The sequence below is a fragment of the Bacillus cereus group sp. N11 genome, assembly GCF_016483605.1.
Taxonomy (GTDB): Bacteria; Bacillota; Bacilli; order Bacillales; family Bacillaceae_G; genus Bacillus_A; species Bacillus_A toyonensis.
Window position 1 is genome coordinate 46,798 of sequence record NZ_JAEHBN010000021.1, and the last position, 15,193, is coordinate 61,990.

Genomic DNA, 15,193 nt, shown 5'->3' on the forward strand with positions numbered 1-15,193 from the left:
AGTATGAGAGTATCAGTTGTTATTCCGGCGCATAATGAAGCAAGTACGTTATCTCAAGTTTTAGTAGAAGTGGAGAAGCTGAAGCCGTATGAAATTATCGTAGTAGATAATGGATCGACAGATGGGACGAAAGAAATAGCAATACAACATCATTGTCATGTGATTTATTATAAACATTCTCTTGGCAATGATGTGGGACGGGCAATTGGAGCAAGAGAAGCAAAAGGTGAAATTGTCTTGTTTTTAGATGGTGACATCGTTATTGAGAGTAAAGAGTTACAAAGTTTCGTGAAAGGGATTCGGCAGGGGCACCAAATTGTTGTGAATAATTTAACATGGTCGGTTTATTTAAAGATGAGACCACATTATACGACAGTTGGAAAATTCATGTTGAATCGCTATTTGAATAAAAAGGAGCTTGTTGTTGGATCTTTAATCGCAATTCCACATGCGATGAGTAGGGAAGTTATTGAGAAACTTGGGTGGTGGAATTTAGCAGATCCAGCATTATTTCAAGCGATGGCGATGTCTAGAGGAGTAGATATTGTCGATATGGCTTCGGTCGATGTAATTCATACAAATAAGGTTCGTCCTGTGCATACGGGAACATCACCTGGTTCTCCTTATCCGAAAGCGACTAGTCGTATTATGGGTGATCATTTACGTGCTTTGCAATATGTAATTGAAATATATGGTAAACGCGGTGGTTTTTCGGAGGGAAACAGAGATAGAGAGTTTATAGGGAAATATAAACCAGCTGTATTAAAGAAGGAAAAAGCGAAATATAGTTCGATTATACCAGTGTCAGAAGAAAAGATGACTATAAAATCTGTTATACAAGAAGTGAAAAAAGCAGGAGTAGATGAAATTATTGTTGTTGCGAATGGAGCGGATATCGAGACTATTAAACAGGCACAGCTAGAGAATGTTATTGTTGTTGAATTCGGGGAGGCGCTTGGACATAATGTAGCGCGAGCGATAGGAGCCATGCATGCTACAGCTGATATTTGTTTATTTGTTGATGGTGATTTTGCTATTCCGGCAAAAAAACTAACTCCCTTTTTGCATGCTATTGAAGATGGGAGTGATATGGCATTAAATGATTTGCAATGTTTATTAGATATGTTTCATCCCGCGGATCCAATTAGTATGGGAAAATACTTTGTAAATTTAGTAGCGAAACGACCAGATTTATGGAATAACTCACTAACGGCAGTGCCACATGCTATGCATAAGAAGGTAATAGATAAAATTGGATATGACTCTCTCATTATCCCGCCATTAGCTCAAATGAAAGCTATTTTGGAGGGATTCTCTATTACAGCAGTACAATTTGTAGATGTTATAAAAACAAATCGAGTACGCCCAGAGCAACATGGATTTGTTAATGGACGTATTCCAGCATTTGACCGTATTTTCGGTGATCAACTTGAGGCGATTGCTTATCTATTACAATATACAGACGAACGCGGGAGTTTTACAGATGGAGAACGGGATAGAGATATTATTCAACAATTGAGAAAGGAAGAAAAGAATACAGATGAATGCTAGTAGTAAAGTAGCTATTATTGGATTAGGGTATGTTGGTCTTCCTTTAGCGGTCCATTTCGCAGAAAGAGGATATACAGTACTTGGACTAGATAAAGATACTAGGAAAATAGAATCGATTATAAAAGGAGAAAGTTATATTCCAGATGTTTCTTCTAAAGAGTTACAAAGTTTATTAACTAAAAAAAGCTTACTAGTAAATACACCAGATAAAGGTGTTACTGAGTTCCAAAAGAGTGATTATGTTATTGTTACTGTCCCGACTCCAATTAATGAGCAAAGAGAACCGGATTTAAGTGCTCTCATTTCAGCTTCGCATTATATACAACAAAACCTTCAAAAAGGACAAACCTTCATTTTTGAAAGCTCCACATATCCAGGTACACTTGAGGAAGTTATCATTCCTATTATTTCTCGAACTGGTAAAAAGGTAGGAGTGGATTATTATATTGGTTATTCACCGGAGAGAATTGATCCGGCAAATATTCACTATTCAGTTCAATCGATTCCAAAGGTTATTAGTGGACAAACAGAACAATGTAAACAAAAGGTACAGGATTTGTATAGCACTATCTTCGATGTAGTTGTTCCTGTTAGTTCTCCAAAAGTAGCGGAGATGTGTAAGCTATTTGAAAATATTCAGCGCTTAGTTAACATTTCGTTAGTAAATGAGTTAAATATGCTATGTGAAAGTTTGAATATTAATTTTTATGAGGCGCTTGAAGCTGCATCTACAAAACCGTTTGGATTTACTCCGTATTGGCCAGGACCAGGAATAGGAGGACATTGTATTCCTGTAGATCCTTTATATTTTCAATGGAGAATAAAGAAAAATGGGGCTATTAGTCAATTAATTGAGGCGGCACATGTAATTAATGAAGAAATGCCAGAGAAAATAGTCGGAAAGGTAAAAGGCATGGTGCAATCACCCGCAACGGTTTTAATTGTAGGGATTGCGTATAAGAAAGATGTAAATGATTTGAGAGAATCACCAGCATTGCCAATTATTCAATTACTAATAAAAGAAGGATACGAGATAGAATACCATGATCCATATATTTCTTCTGCGGAAATTGGAGATAGGGTGTATCAATCTGTTTCCTTGGATGAACAAAAGGTTAAACAAGCAGATTGTATATTAATTTTAACTGATCACTCTAATATCGATTGGGAGCTTTTTAAAAGAATAAAGCGAGTAATCGATACACGTGGAATTATAAAGAAGGTGAGTGCATGAGTAAGAAATGTTTAATTACAGGTGGAGCAGGATTTATTGGATCACATCTAGCTGAAGAATTGGTGAAAAGAGGTTATGGAGTCACAATTGTGGATAACTTCTATAAAGGGAAAAATAAATATCATAATGAGTTAATGAAAGAGATTCCAGTTATTCCAATCAGTGTTTTAGACAAAAAGGCAATCGATGAATTAGTAAATCAACACGATGTAGTATTCCATTTGGCAGCAATATTAGGTGTTAAAACGACAATGGAAAAAAGTATAGAACTCATTGAAACAAATTTTGATGGAACGAGAAACATTTTACAAGCAGCATTAAAAGGCAAGAAAAAAGTAGTCTTTGCGTCTACTTCAGAAGTATATGGTAAGGGCAAGCCACCTTTCTCTGAAGAAGGAGATCGATTATACGGGGCAACTTCTAAAATACGCTGGAGTTATGCAGTTTGTAAAACGTTAGAAGAGACATTATGTTTAGGATACGCATTAGAAGGTTTACCGGTAACGATTGTTCGTTATTTTAATATTTATGGTCCAAGAGCGAAAGATGGTCCGTATGCAGGGGTAATCCCACGATTTATCCGTGCGGCTTTGCAAGGTGAAGACATTCTCGTATATGGCGATGGAAAGCAGACACGTTGCTTTACGTACGTAAGTGATGCAGTAGAGGCAACGATTCGAGCAATGGATGAGAATGTAAATGGTGAGATTATTAATATAGGTTCTGAGAATGAAAAAAATATTAAAGAAGTAGCAGAAGTAATCAAAAAACTAACAAATTCTTCTTCAAAAATTGTACAAGTTCCTTTTGAAAAAGTATATCCACATGGTTTTGAGGAAATTCCAAATAGAAGACCAGACGTAACAAAATTAAGAGAACTTGTTCAATTTCAAGCGACAATAACGTGGGAACAAGGATTGAAAGAAACTATTAAATGGTTTCGTGAAGAAAACAATGGCTAAGTCATTATCGGTTATTATTCCCGTATGTAATGAAGTGGATACGATTTCAGACGTGATTCAATCGGTAAAGCCATTCAATCCAGTAGAGATTATTGTAGTAGCTAATGGTTGTAATGATGGTACAGAAGGGGTTGCTGAGAGTTTAGGATGTAGAGTAATTCAGAATAAAGAGTCACTTGGTAACGACGTTGGCCGCGCAGTTGGTGCAAAACATGCGATAGGTGATGTATTACTGTTTATAGATGGAGATTTCGCTATTCAAACTTCAAAATTGCAATTATTTCTTAATCCGATTTTACATGATCAGGCTGACATCGTTTTAAATAATTTGGATGCATTATTTTTAAAAAAACAAAAACCACATTCCGTTACAGTATGGCGCCAAATATTAAATGCAATGTTAGAGCGCGAAGAATTAAAAATTGATTCTTTATTATCTGTACCTCATGCGTTGACGAAAGAAGTCGTTCAAAGTATTGGATATGAATGTTTTGTTAATCCTATTGTAGCTCATTTACGCTTAGCACAAAGTAAATGGAAAATTAGTCGTCATTGTGCAATTGACGTTATTACGCCGAATAAATTTCGGCCACTCGAGCATGCAGCATATGGCACGGATCTTGCACAAGCTGAAAAACGAATGATAGGTGACCATATAGAAGCTGTAGCGGAGCGGATAATAGGCAGCGATGAGCGTGGAGGATATTATGATGGAAATCGGAAAAGAGAGAGTGTCTATCATACTTTAAATTTTGAAGATTTTTATCAAGGATGGGGCGTTACATCTAATTTGTATAAAGGAAAGCAATTATCGGTAATTATTCCTGTACAAGATGAAGAGAAAACAATTGGAAACGTTATAGAGGAGCTTCGTAAAATTGAACCTTTTGAAATCATCGTTGTTGTAAATGGTTCGTCAGATAAAACGGCAACAATTGCAAAAGAAAAAGGAGCAACAACAATTATATATAAAGAAGCACTCGGAAACGATGTGGGGCGTTCGCTTGGAACTTATTTTGCAAAAGGAGAGATTGTGTTATTTATAGACGGTGATTTTGTTATTCCAGCTAGTGAGCTATATCCTTTTGCAAAAGCTATTGCAGATGGGCAAGATGTCGCATTAAATGATCTAAATCATTATTTAGATTTAAGAGTACCACTTCATCTCGTAACTGCATTTAAATATGCGTTAAATTTAGCTTGTGATAGAAAAGATTTAGGAGTAGGCTCTCTTATTGCCGTACCTAATGCATTTAGTAAGACGTGTTTGAAAGCAATAGGATATGGATCTTTACTGTCACCTTGTGTAGCGCAAGTGAAAGCTGTTCTTTCAGGATTCGAAATTGCATGTGTCAGTCGTGTTGAGGTCGATAAAATGAACCGTATTCGTCCCAGTGAACATTTTGCAAAAATAGGACATCCTCCAGCTGTACTTCGAATTATTGGTGATCATATCGAAGGATTAGAGCAATTAATTGCATTAAAGGGCAGTCGGGGTGGATTCTATGATGGAAATAGAAAAAGAGATGTTTTATAGGTAACAAAAAAAGTGTACAACATATGTACACTTTTTTGTTCCGTTATAAAAACTATAACAGATTAGGAGATAAGAGTATTACAGCTCTACAATGGGTATTGTTCTTATATTACAAAATAGGACTCGTATATAAGGATACCAAAAAAATACAATTAAAGAAAGGGTTAATTATAAAGACTTTTGAGTGAAGTTAACACTATGCATACAGTAGTTTGTTCAACATTTCACAAACATGTCACAACTATTTCGTTCACTTTCGCAAAAAAGTAGTATTCTAAGTGTGTAAGCTGTTATATAAAAAATCTTATTCCTGTACTAATCAAAAATGGAGGAGATTAGGATGACTCAAATATTAGAAAATGTAAAAAACGCATGGGAAAACTTTAAAGGTGAAAAATGGAAAGCAGAGATTGATGTTCGCGATTTCATTTTAAATAATGTAAACGTTTTCGAAGGGGACGAATCTTTCTTAGCGGGAGCAACTGAAGCAACGAAAACACTTTGGGATCAAGTAATGGATTTAACAACAAAAGAACGTGAAAACGGTGGCGTTCTTGATATGGATACAAAAATTGTTTCTTCTATTACATCACATGAACCAGGATATTTAAATAAAGATATTGAAAAAGTAGTCGGTTTCCAAACTGATAAGCCATTTAAACGTTCATTACAACCATATGGTGGTATTCGTATGGCGGAACAAGCTTGTGAATCTTATGGATACGAAATGGATAAAGAACTTAGTAAGATTTTCAGAGACTGGCGTAAAACTCATAATCAAGGTGTATTTGATGCATATACACCAGAAATGAAAGCGGCTCGTAAATCAGGTGTTATTACTGGTCTTCCAGATGCATATGGACGTGGACGTATTATCGGTGATTACCGCCGAGTAGCGCTATATGGTATAGATCATTTAATTGAAGCTAAAAAAGCTGATTTTAATTTAACTGGTGGTGTAATGAGCGAAGAGACAATGCGTTTACGCGAAGAGTTATCTGAGCAAATGCGTGCACTTCAAGAATTAAAACAAATGGCTTCTTCTCATGGTTTTGATATTTCTAAACCAGCAACAAATACACAAGAAGCTTTCCAATGGTTATACTTCGCATATCTTGCAGCGATTAAAGAACAAAACGGAGCTGCAATGAGTCTTGGACGTACTTCTACATTCTTAGATATTTACATTGAAAGAGATTTAGAAAATGGTACTTTAACAGAAGAAGAAGTACAAGAAATCGTGGATCACTTCATTATGAAATTACGTCTTGTGAAATTCGCAAGAACACCTGATTATAATGAATTATTCTCTGGTGACCCAACTTGGGTAACTGAATCTATCGGTGGTATGGCTTTAGATGGTCGTCCATTAGTAACAAAGAACTCATTCCGTTTCTTGCATACATTAGATAATTTAGGACCAGCTCCAGAACCAAACTTAACAGTTCTTTGGTCTAAACAATTACCAGAGAACTTTAAAAACTACTGTGCAAAAATGTCTATTAAAACATCAGCAATTCAATATGAAAATGATGACATTATGCGTGCTGACTACGGTGATGACTACGGTATTGCTTGTTGTGTATCTGCAATGAGAATCGGTAAACAAATGCAGTTCTTCGGCGCACGTGCAAACTTAGCGAAAGCATTACTATATGCGATTAACGGCGGTAAAGATGAAAAATCTAAAGCTCAAGTTGGCCCTGAGTACGCACCAATTACTTCTGAAGTATTAGATTATGAAGAAGTTATGCATAAGTTTGATATGACAATGGAATGGTTAGCAGGTCTATATTTAAATACATTAAACGTTATCCACTATATGCACGATAAATATAGCTACGAGCGTATTGAAATGGCGCTTCATGATACAAATGTTCTTCGTACAATGGCGACAGGTATCGCAGGATTGTCTGTAGTAGCAGACTCATTAAGTGCAATTAAATACGGAAAAGTAAAACCAATTCGTGATGAAAATGGTATTGCAGTTGACTTTGAAATTGAAGGTGATTTCCCTAAATACGGTAACAACGATGATCGTGTAGATGAAATCGCAGTAAATCTTGTGAAAACATTTATGAATAAACTTCGTAAGCATAAAACATACAGAAATTCTGTTCATACAATGTCAATCTTAACAATTACATCTAACGTCGTATACGGTAAGAAAACTGGTAATACTCCAGATGGCCGTCGTACTGGAGAACCATTTGCACCGGGCGCAAACCCAATGCATGGTCGTGATACAAAAGGTGCATTAGCATCACTATTATCTGTAGCTAAATTACCATATGAAGATGCACAAGATGGTATTTCCAATACATTCTCTATTATTCCAAAAGCACTTGGTAAAGAAGATGATGTACAAGTGCGCAACTTAGTATCTATGCTTGATGGTTATGCAATAAAAGAAGGACATCACTTAAATATTAACGTATTTAATCGTGAAACATTAATGGATGCAATGGAGCACCCTGAAAAATATCCACAATTAACAATTCGTGTATCTGGTTACGCTGTTAACTTTATTAAATTAACTCGTGAACAACAAATTGATGTAATTAACCGTACAATGCATGAAAGCATGTAAGTGAAAAAAGTGTCCCTCCGCTTTTAATATGTAGTGGAGGGAGGCTGTTTCAATAAAGGAGGAAGTAACATGGTAAAAGGAAGAATACATTCTGTAGAGTCTTGTGGTACTGTTGATGGCCCAGGGATTCGTTATGTCATATTTACACAAGGGTGTTTATTACGTTGTCAATATTGCCATAATGCTGATACGTGGGAGATCGGTAAAGGAAAAGAAATAACAGTTGAAGAAGTAATGCAGGATGTGACATGTTACCTTCCATTTATTGAAGCTTCTGGAGGCGGTATAACAGTTAGTGGTGGAGAACCATTATTACAGTTAGATTTCTTAATTGAATTATTTAAGAAATGTAAGGAAGTTGGAATTCATACAACAATTGATTCTTCTGGAGGTTGTTATTCTGAAGAGCCAGAATTCCAGCAAAAGTTGGATAAATTAATGGATTATACAGATTTAGTTTTATTGGATTTGAAACATATTGATTCAAAGAAACATCGTAAATTAACAGGGAAATCAAATGAACATATTTTACAATTTGCTCGTTATTTATCGGATAAGAATAAACCGATTTGGGTACGACATGTATTAGTTCCAGGTGTTACTGATAATGAAGAGGATCTGCAAAAATTATCTAGCTTTATTCAAAGTCTGTCTAATGTTCAGAAAGTTGAAGTGCTACCATATCATAAGCTTGGTGTATATAAATGGGAGGCGCTTGGGCATAAATATCCACTCGCAAATGTAGAACCACCTACGGAAAAAAATGTAGAACAAGCGAGACATATTTTAAAAGCAGTCTAATCCAAATATTGGATTAGACTTTTTGCTTTCTTTACAATAAAACCTAGAGTATATATATAGAAAAGAGTATACTGAAAAAAGAATATCCATATTTTTGTAAGGAATAAGTGGAGAAATTTACATAATTGTAAAGGGAAATCAAAATAGTAAAAAGAATTAAGAAGTAAAAGAGTGAGTATCATGGAATAGAGAACATTTGTAAGTTATTGCGAAAGCTCTTATAGGAAAGTATAATGTAAAGATATGAGCACGGATAGGATTAAGGGGTCAATCTTATATGCTTTGCATATCCACGACAGGTACATAGCTAACAGGGGAATATTGGAATCCAAGTATGTAATGTTTAAGGAAAATGTTTTTCCTATTGTCGTATATGCAATATGGAGAAACAAAAAGCTAGGAGTGGATTTGTTTGATAAAAAACCCCAAGGTTTTAATTTTAACTGCACATTACGGTAATGGTCATGTGCAAGTAGCGAAAACATTAGAACAAACATTTCGCCAAAAAGGAATTGAAAATGTAATTGTATGCGACTTGTTTGGAGAATCACATCCATTTATAACTGACATTACAAAATATTTATATTTAAAAAGTTATACAATAGGAAAAGAATTATATCGTTTGTTTTATTACGGGGTAGAAAAAATTTATGATAAAAAAATAGCATCTTGGTACGCAAATTTTGGAAGGAAACGTTTGAAATCACTTTTACAAGTGGAGAAACCGGATATCGTTATTAATACCTTTCCAATCATAGCTGTACCTGAGTTGAAAAAGCAAACAGGTATTTCAATCCCTGTTTATAATGTGTTGACGGATTTTTGTGTGCATAAAATATGGATTCATCGTGAAGTAGATCGTTATTTTGTAGCAACTGATCACGTGAAAAAGGTGATGGTTGATATTGGTGTACCTGCGGAACAAATTGTTGAAACTGGAATTCCAATTCGCAATAGTTTTGAGCTAAAGATAAATCAAGACATTATATATAATAAGTATCAGTTATGTAAGAATAAAAAGATTTTACTAATTGTAGCAGGTGCTCATGGGGTACTAGGAAGTGTAAAAGAACTATGCCAGTCATTTATGGCCGTACCTAATTTACAAGTAGTTGTCGTTTGCGGAAAAAATGAAGCTTTAAAACAGGATTTATTAGGATTACAGGAACAAAATTCGGATGCTTTAAAAGTATTTGGTTATGTTGAAAACATTGATGAGTTATTCCGTGTTACTTCTTGTATGATTACGAAGCCAGGTGGTATTACATTAAGCGAAGCAGCAGCATTACAAGTACCTGTCATTTTATATAAGCCTGTCCCAGGACAAGAAAATGAAAATGCGTTGTATTTTGAAAAAAAAGGAGCTGCAGTTGTAATCCGTGATGACAGTGAGGTTTTTGCAAAAACAGAGGCGTTATTACAAGATGATATGAAGCTTCTCCAAATGAAAGAAGCAATGAAAAATATTTATCGTCCTGAACCGGCATGTCATATCGTGGATACAATTTTGGAAGAAAATCATGCAGAGCCGAATCATATACCTATGAAATCACCTGCTCTTGCAGAATCATTTACTTAATATGTAACCCTCTTTTATATGTTTAAAGAGGGTTCCTTTTATTGTAAAGATTCCTTTATCCGGCTATTTGAGGGAAGTAAGACTCCCATCTTGAAATTGGGCGAATGCGAGGACGTTAGGTGGGAGATAGCTTCCCGTAAAAGCCTTCACTTTATCCACAAAGGGATGCGCTTTCATTAGACGGTAAAGTCGGAATATTAACAACTATATCCACATTGTCCACAATTTTTAGAAAAATATCCACAATTCCAGTAGTTGATATGTGCGAAAATATATAAAAATATCAAAGTTTTTAGAAAAATATTCACAATCATATCGATGTTGTGGATAAAGTTGTCCACAACAAAAGAGTTCCCTTATGTATAAGGGAACTCTTTTAGGTTATTTCTGTCAGTCGGGAAAATTATGTAATGAAAATGAATAATTAGGGGGGAAAACTTCTAATTATTCATTTTCACTTTAAATACTTTTTGAGCGATATCCCGCTGCACGATCTGCTTTTCGAAATTCTCGTTGGTATAGAACTTCTTGTGTACTAGATAATGTATTTTTCGCTTTGTCACGTTTCTTTTTATCCATTACAAATCACCTCGTGTCCTAAAGTCACTATCTATCGTTTCCAAAGACATGGGGTGATATACATATATGCCAAACGGTTAATGATTAATTATTATTTCTAAAAATTTAGATTACGCTTCTTTTAAGTGGTGGGCGTCTTGGAATGTTGTATCACGCATTGTTGCAAGTGTATATTGATCTTTTGGAATTTCATATAGATTATATACTTCTTCATTTACGTTAATTTCATCATAAACGGCTTTTCTCGTTTCATTTGCTAGATTCACATATTGTAGTTTTTCGGCAGCTTTAATAGAACGAATATTTATTTTGCGAATACGCATAAAGATGGTTTCAATATCTAACTCATAGAAAAGTTCGCTAAAAAATGAATCTTTCGCCAATTTATTATAGCCTTTGCCATGGTATGGTTTTCCAAGCCATGTTCCAAGGAATCCAGCTTTTTCTTGCACATCAAATAAAGTAATTGTTCCGATAGGGTTACCCCATTCATCTAAAATTGTGCGTGAAATTAACTCTCCACGCTCTTCGGCTTCAATGGTTTGTTTCGTTAAAAATAAATATTCCTCATAAGAATAAGCCTTTTGACGCACAAAAGGGAAGACAGCTGGATCCACCATTAACTCGTATAGAACGTGGCTGTCGTGTAAGTCGCGTTTTTTCAACACACTAACTCCTCCTCACACGAGGGTAGCATGACGAAAAAGCACCCCACCCTCGAAATTTTTATATCAATCTTTAAAAAATTTCGGGGTGGGAATCGAACCCACTAGAACCAGTTTATAACGCTGGTGGCGCACCATTTGCCTTCCCCATTCATCAATTTGAAAATGATAATCACGACACAAATTGATTATGGTTTCATTCAGTTTATAATCGTATAATACTTTATCTAGTCAAAAAAATAAACTAGTTTTTTTTATTTTTTTTGTAAATTATTTTTCCGTCAATCATAGTTAGTACAGGCTTGGCTAAATAATGGAAAGGATGATGTGTCCATAACACGAGATCAGCGTCTTTTCCAACCTCAATGCTTCCAATTCTATCCTCTAAACGCAAATTTCTCGCTGGAAATATAGTGATTCCTTCCAATGCAGTTTTCTCGTCTAATCCTTCCCTTACTGCGACAGCAGCACAAACATTTAAATATTGAATTGGTGTATAAGGGTGATCAGTTGTTATAGAAACTTCTACTCCATTTTTAGATAATATATGGTAAGTATCCCATGTTTTGTTTTTTAGTTCGATTTTAGACCGGCGTGTAAGAGTGGGACCAACTGAAACTTTTAAATTGTGTTTTGAAAGCTCTTCAACAATAAAGTGTCCTTCTGTACAATGCTCAATACGTAAATCAAGATTGAATTCTGTTGCAAAGCGTAAAGCAGAACTAATATCGTCAGCACGGTGAGCGTGGATACGTACCGGTATTTCGCGGCGTAATGCTTTTAAAATAGGGAGCATTCGAAAATCAGCTTCATGCCCGTAGTGCTGTGCTTCATAGAATGATTCCCGAAGTAATCCCATAATCCCCATACGTGTTATGGACTCTTTCGTTCCATTACTATGGACCTTTTTAGGATTTTCTCCAAAGGCAATCTTTAAGCCGGCAGGTTCTTGAATAATCATATGATCAATACAAGTTCCAGCTGTTTTTATTACACAAGTAGTACCGCCGATAATATTTTGGCTCCCAGGCATAACGTGAACAGTTGTGATCCCGTTTTGTACAGCGTCTTGAAATGCGATATCAAAAGGATGGATTCCGTCTAAAGAACGGATATGTGGTGTTGAAACTTCAGAGGTTTCATTAGCGTCATTCCCAGCCCAACCAGTGCCTTCATCATAGAGACCAAGGTGAGTATGGACATCAATAAATCCAGGTAAGAGATGAAGAGCTCGCGCATCTATAACGGTCATATCTTGAGTAGGCTGAATAGAAGGTTTGACCTCAGCAATTCGTTCTCCTATAACGAGTACATCACCTTGAAACTTGGGAGATGTAATAGGATACACAATGGCTTGTTTGAGCAATATTTTCATAGGTACCTCATTTCTGTTACTTTACAATATTAATGTGATTGAAGAAAAAGTAACTGAAAGGTTATTTGTGTAGTAATGCTCTGAATCCTAGAAAATGAAAGTTTTGAAAGGGAACCCCTTGTAAAACTGTGTTTTAGAAGTACTACATTGTATGCGAAAGTATATTTTGTAATGCATGGTCTATTGTCGGAAATGTGTATTGGTACCCATGTTCAATTGCTTTACTAGGTAATACATGTTGCCCTTCTAGTACAAGTATACTCATCTCACCCAATAAAGCGTGAAGCATAAATGAAGGGACAGGTAACCAATGAGGTTTTCTCATTATAGTTGCCATGGTTTCTCCAAATTCCTTCATTCTTATAGGTAACGGGGCTGTAATATTAAGAGGACCATTAATTTCTTCTTTGTGTATGATGAAATCAATCATGCGAACGACATCATCTATATGAATCCATGATAACCATTGGTTTCCAGATCCAATTGTGCCTCCGATATAAAATTGATAGGGAAGTAGCATCTTTGGAAGAGCACCTCCGTCTGCACCTAATATGACTCCGAATCTTGCGTATATTGTTCTGATTTCAAGAGAACGTGCTTTACATGCTTCTTGCTCCCATAAAAATACTGTTTCTGCTAAAAAGTCATTTCCGGGAGTTTCTTGCTGCTCGGTAAAAGACTCTGTTTCAGAAGTTCCGTAGTATCCAATAGCACTTGCGTTAATAAATGTATGTGGTTTTGTGCTGAGTGTTTGTAGTTGTTTAATAAGTCCTCTTGTTGCTTGAATTCTACTGTTTAAAATTGCTTCTTTTTGTTTTTTTGTCCATCTACTATTGATTGACTCTCCAGCTAGATTAATAACTATATCAATAGAAGAGAGGGGGAAAGTAGGTAAATCTGGTGTCCATTGTACGTATTGAAGGTTAGGGTTTGAAGTTTCAATTTTATTTTTTCGGGTAAGGATATAGACTGTGTATCCCTTTTGAATGAAAAAAGTAGATAGATATTTGCCGATAAAGCCAGTACCACCAGAAATTGCAATTTTCATAATTATTTCCTCCTCATTATATATATTCTTGAAAAGCAAAAATGTTCCTTGACTATGTTAAAATAATAGAGAGGTGAGAGTATGGCTGTCATTACAAAAATAGAAGTGCAAAAACGATCGAAAGAGCGATTTAATATTTATATTGATAAAGGTCAAGGTGAAGAGTACGGATTTAGTGTGGATCAAGTAATCTTAATGAAACATGGATTACAAAAAGGTTTAGAAATTGATGAAATAGAGTTAGGCAATATTTTGTTCAATGAAGAGGTACAAAAAGCATATTTACAAGCAATCTCCTATTTATCCTATCAAATGAGAACGAAACAAGAAATAGAAGATTTTTTACGAAAAAAAGAAGTGGGACAGGCCATCATCTCTGAAGTCGTTTCGAAATTATTACATGACCGATATATTAATGATAAAGAGTATGCCATTTTATATACGCGAACGCAAAGTAATGTGAATCGAAAAGGTCCAACTGTTATAAAAAGAGAGCTGTTAAATAAAGGCGTTCAGGATCTAATCATTACACATAGTTTACAAGAGTATCCAAAGGAGAAGCAAATTGAAAATGCTTTGATTCTTGTAGAAAAAAAGAAAAAATCTTATCAAAAGCATTCATTTTTACAAATGAAGCTAAAGTTAGATGAAATGCTTGTTCGTAAAGGATATTCTAGAGATGTGATTCAAATTTGTTTGGAAGAATTGAAAGACGAAAAAGATGACGAAAAGCAACAAGAAGCTTTACACTATCATGGGAATAAATATTATGAGAAATATAGGAAGTATGATGGATGGACATTCGAAAATAAGATGAAACAAGCGTTATATCGAAAAGGATTTTCTATTGATGAAATAGAGATATTTTTACAAATGAAACGTGAAGAGGGATGAGGGGAATAATAAGATGAATATGCCAAAACGCTACAGTGAAATGACACCGCATGAGCTTAGAGAAGAAATTGGCGCTTTGAAGGAGCAAGCAGTAAAGGCTGAGCAACTTGGAATTGTAAATGAATTCGATGTATTAATGAGAAAGATGGCCATGGCCCGTGCTTACATGACTGATATAAACAAATTCCATATTGGTGAGACATATGAATTAGTAGAAGAACCTGGTGTATTATTTAAAATTACGTACTTCAATGGGGTATTTGCTTGGGGTTATAAGCAAAATGATAATGAAGAGATTGGGATACCAATTTCCTTGTTGCAAGAAAAATAAAAACCAGAGAGCGAATATCTCTCTGGTTTTCATCTTTGGTAGGCGTT

At 35.3% G+C, this 15,193-nt stretch carries 13 protein-coding genes and 1 pseudogene; 10 read left to right on the forward strand and 4 right to left on the reverse strand.

Translation table 11 applies throughout. The features are described from left to right. The first annotated feature begins 3 nt into the window (after positions 1 to 3). The 8 genes and pseudogenes from JDS98_RS25435 to JDS98_RS25465 all read left to right on the forward strand — a co-directional run bounded on the left by JDS98_RS25435 (position 4) and on the right by JDS98_RS25465 (position 10,254). Positions 4 to 1,551: a glycosyltransferase family 2 protein gene (locus JDS98_RS25435; RefSeq protein ID WP_242480992.1), complete on the forward strand. Its 1,548-nt coding sequence runs from the start codon at positions 4 to 6 to the stop codon at positions 1,549 to 1,551. Further along, a complete protein-coding gene (locus tag JDS98_RS25440; protein WP_199634470.1) occupies positions 1,541 to 2,785 on the forward strand; it encodes a nucleotide sugar dehydrogenase in 1,245 nt (414 codons plus the stop codon). Before JDS98_RS25435 ends, JDS98_RS25440 begins: the two co-directional genes overlap by 11 nt. Continuing rightward, a complete protein-coding gene (locus tag JDS98_RS25445) occupies positions 2,782 to 3,747 on the forward strand; it encodes an NAD-dependent epimerase/dehydratase family protein (RefSeq protein ID WP_000037046.1) in 966 nt (321 codons plus the stop codon). Before JDS98_RS25440 ends, JDS98_RS25445 begins: the two co-directional genes overlap by 4 nt. Beyond that, positions 3,740 to 5,284 (forward strand): glycosyltransferase family 2 protein, encoded by a 1,545-nt coding sequence (locus JDS98_RS25450; protein ID WP_106081026.1) that lies wholly within the window; start codon positions 3,740 to 3,742, stop codon positions 5,282 to 5,284. The genes JDS98_RS25445 and JDS98_RS25450 overlap by 8 nt, the downstream gene beginning before the upstream one ends. Further along, a pseudogene (locus JDS98_RS30385) lies at positions 5,253 to 5,472 on the forward strand (hypothetical protein). The gene JDS98_RS25450 and the pseudogene JDS98_RS30385 overlap by 32 nt, the downstream one beginning before the upstream one ends. Positions 5,473 to 5,624: 152 nt before the next feature. Then, positions 5,625 to 7,874, forward strand: coding sequence for a formate C-acetyltransferase (gene pflB, locus JDS98_RS25455; protein ID WP_000192129.1), 2,250 nt, complete (start codon positions 5,625 to 5,627; stop codon positions 7,872 to 7,874). Positions 7,875 to 7,943: 69 nt separating this feature from the next. Continuing rightward, the gene (pflA, locus tag JDS98_RS25460; RefSeq protein ID WP_000238486.1) at positions 7,944 to 8,675 is read left to right on the forward strand and encodes a pyruvate formate-lyase-activating protein; all 732 of its coding nucleotides are present in this window, start codon (positions 7,944 to 7,946) and stop codon (positions 8,673 to 8,675) included. A 412-nt stretch (positions 8,676 to 9,087) separates the two neighbouring features. Beyond that, positions 9,088 to 10,254 (forward strand): diglucosyl diacylglycerol synthase, encoded by a 1,167-nt coding sequence (locus JDS98_RS25465; protein ID WP_000594698.1) that lies wholly within the window; start codon positions 9,088 to 9,090, stop codon positions 10,252 to 10,254. A gap of 459 nt (positions 10,255 to 10,713) precedes the next feature. On the opposite strand, the gene JDS98_RS25470 is transcribed toward JDS98_RS25465, so the two are convergent. The 4 genes from JDS98_RS25470 to JDS98_RS25485 form a co-directional block, all read right to left on the reverse strand. Further along, on the reverse strand, positions 10,714 to 10,833 hold the full coding sequence (locus JDS98_RS25470; protein ID WP_000358484.1) for a YfhE family protein: 120 nt from the start codon (positions 10,831 to 10,833) through the stop codon (positions 10,714 to 10,716). A 110-nt stretch (positions 10,834 to 10,943) separates the two neighbouring features. Further along, the gene (locus JDS98_RS25475) at positions 10,944 to 11,501 is read right to left on the reverse strand and encodes a GNAT family N-acetyltransferase (RefSeq protein WP_000914740.1); all 558 of its coding nucleotides are present in this window, start codon (positions 11,499 to 11,501) and stop codon (positions 10,944 to 10,946) included. Between the two features lie 241 nt (positions 11,502 to 11,742). Then, the gene (locus JDS98_RS25480; protein WP_000698290.1) at positions 11,743 to 12,873 is read right to left on the reverse strand and encodes an amidohydrolase; all 1,131 of its coding nucleotides are present in this window, start codon (positions 12,871 to 12,873) and stop codon (positions 11,743 to 11,745) included. Between the two features lie 142 nt (positions 12,874 to 13,015). Then, a complete protein-coding gene (locus tag JDS98_RS25485; RefSeq protein ID WP_000684404.1) occupies positions 13,016 to 13,921 on the reverse strand; it encodes a TIGR01777 family oxidoreductase in 906 nt (301 codons plus the stop codon). An 81-nt stretch (positions 13,922 to 14,002) separates the two neighbouring features. On the opposite strand from JDS98_RS25485, the gene recX reads away from it, so the two are divergent. Both recX and JDS98_RS25495 read left to right on the forward strand, forming a co-directional pair. Continuing rightward, a complete protein-coding gene (recX, locus tag JDS98_RS25490; RefSeq protein ID WP_000268510.1) occupies positions 14,003 to 14,815 on the forward strand; it encodes a recombination regulator RecX in 813 nt (270 codons plus the stop codon). Positions 14,816 to 14,828: 13 nt separating this feature from the next. Continuing rightward, positions 14,829 to 15,146: a YfhH family protein gene (locus JDS98_RS25495; RefSeq protein ID WP_001057020.1), complete on the forward strand. Its 318-nt coding sequence runs from the start codon at positions 14,829 to 14,831 to the stop codon at positions 15,144 to 15,146. Positions 15,147 to 15,193 lie beyond the last annotated feature (47 nt).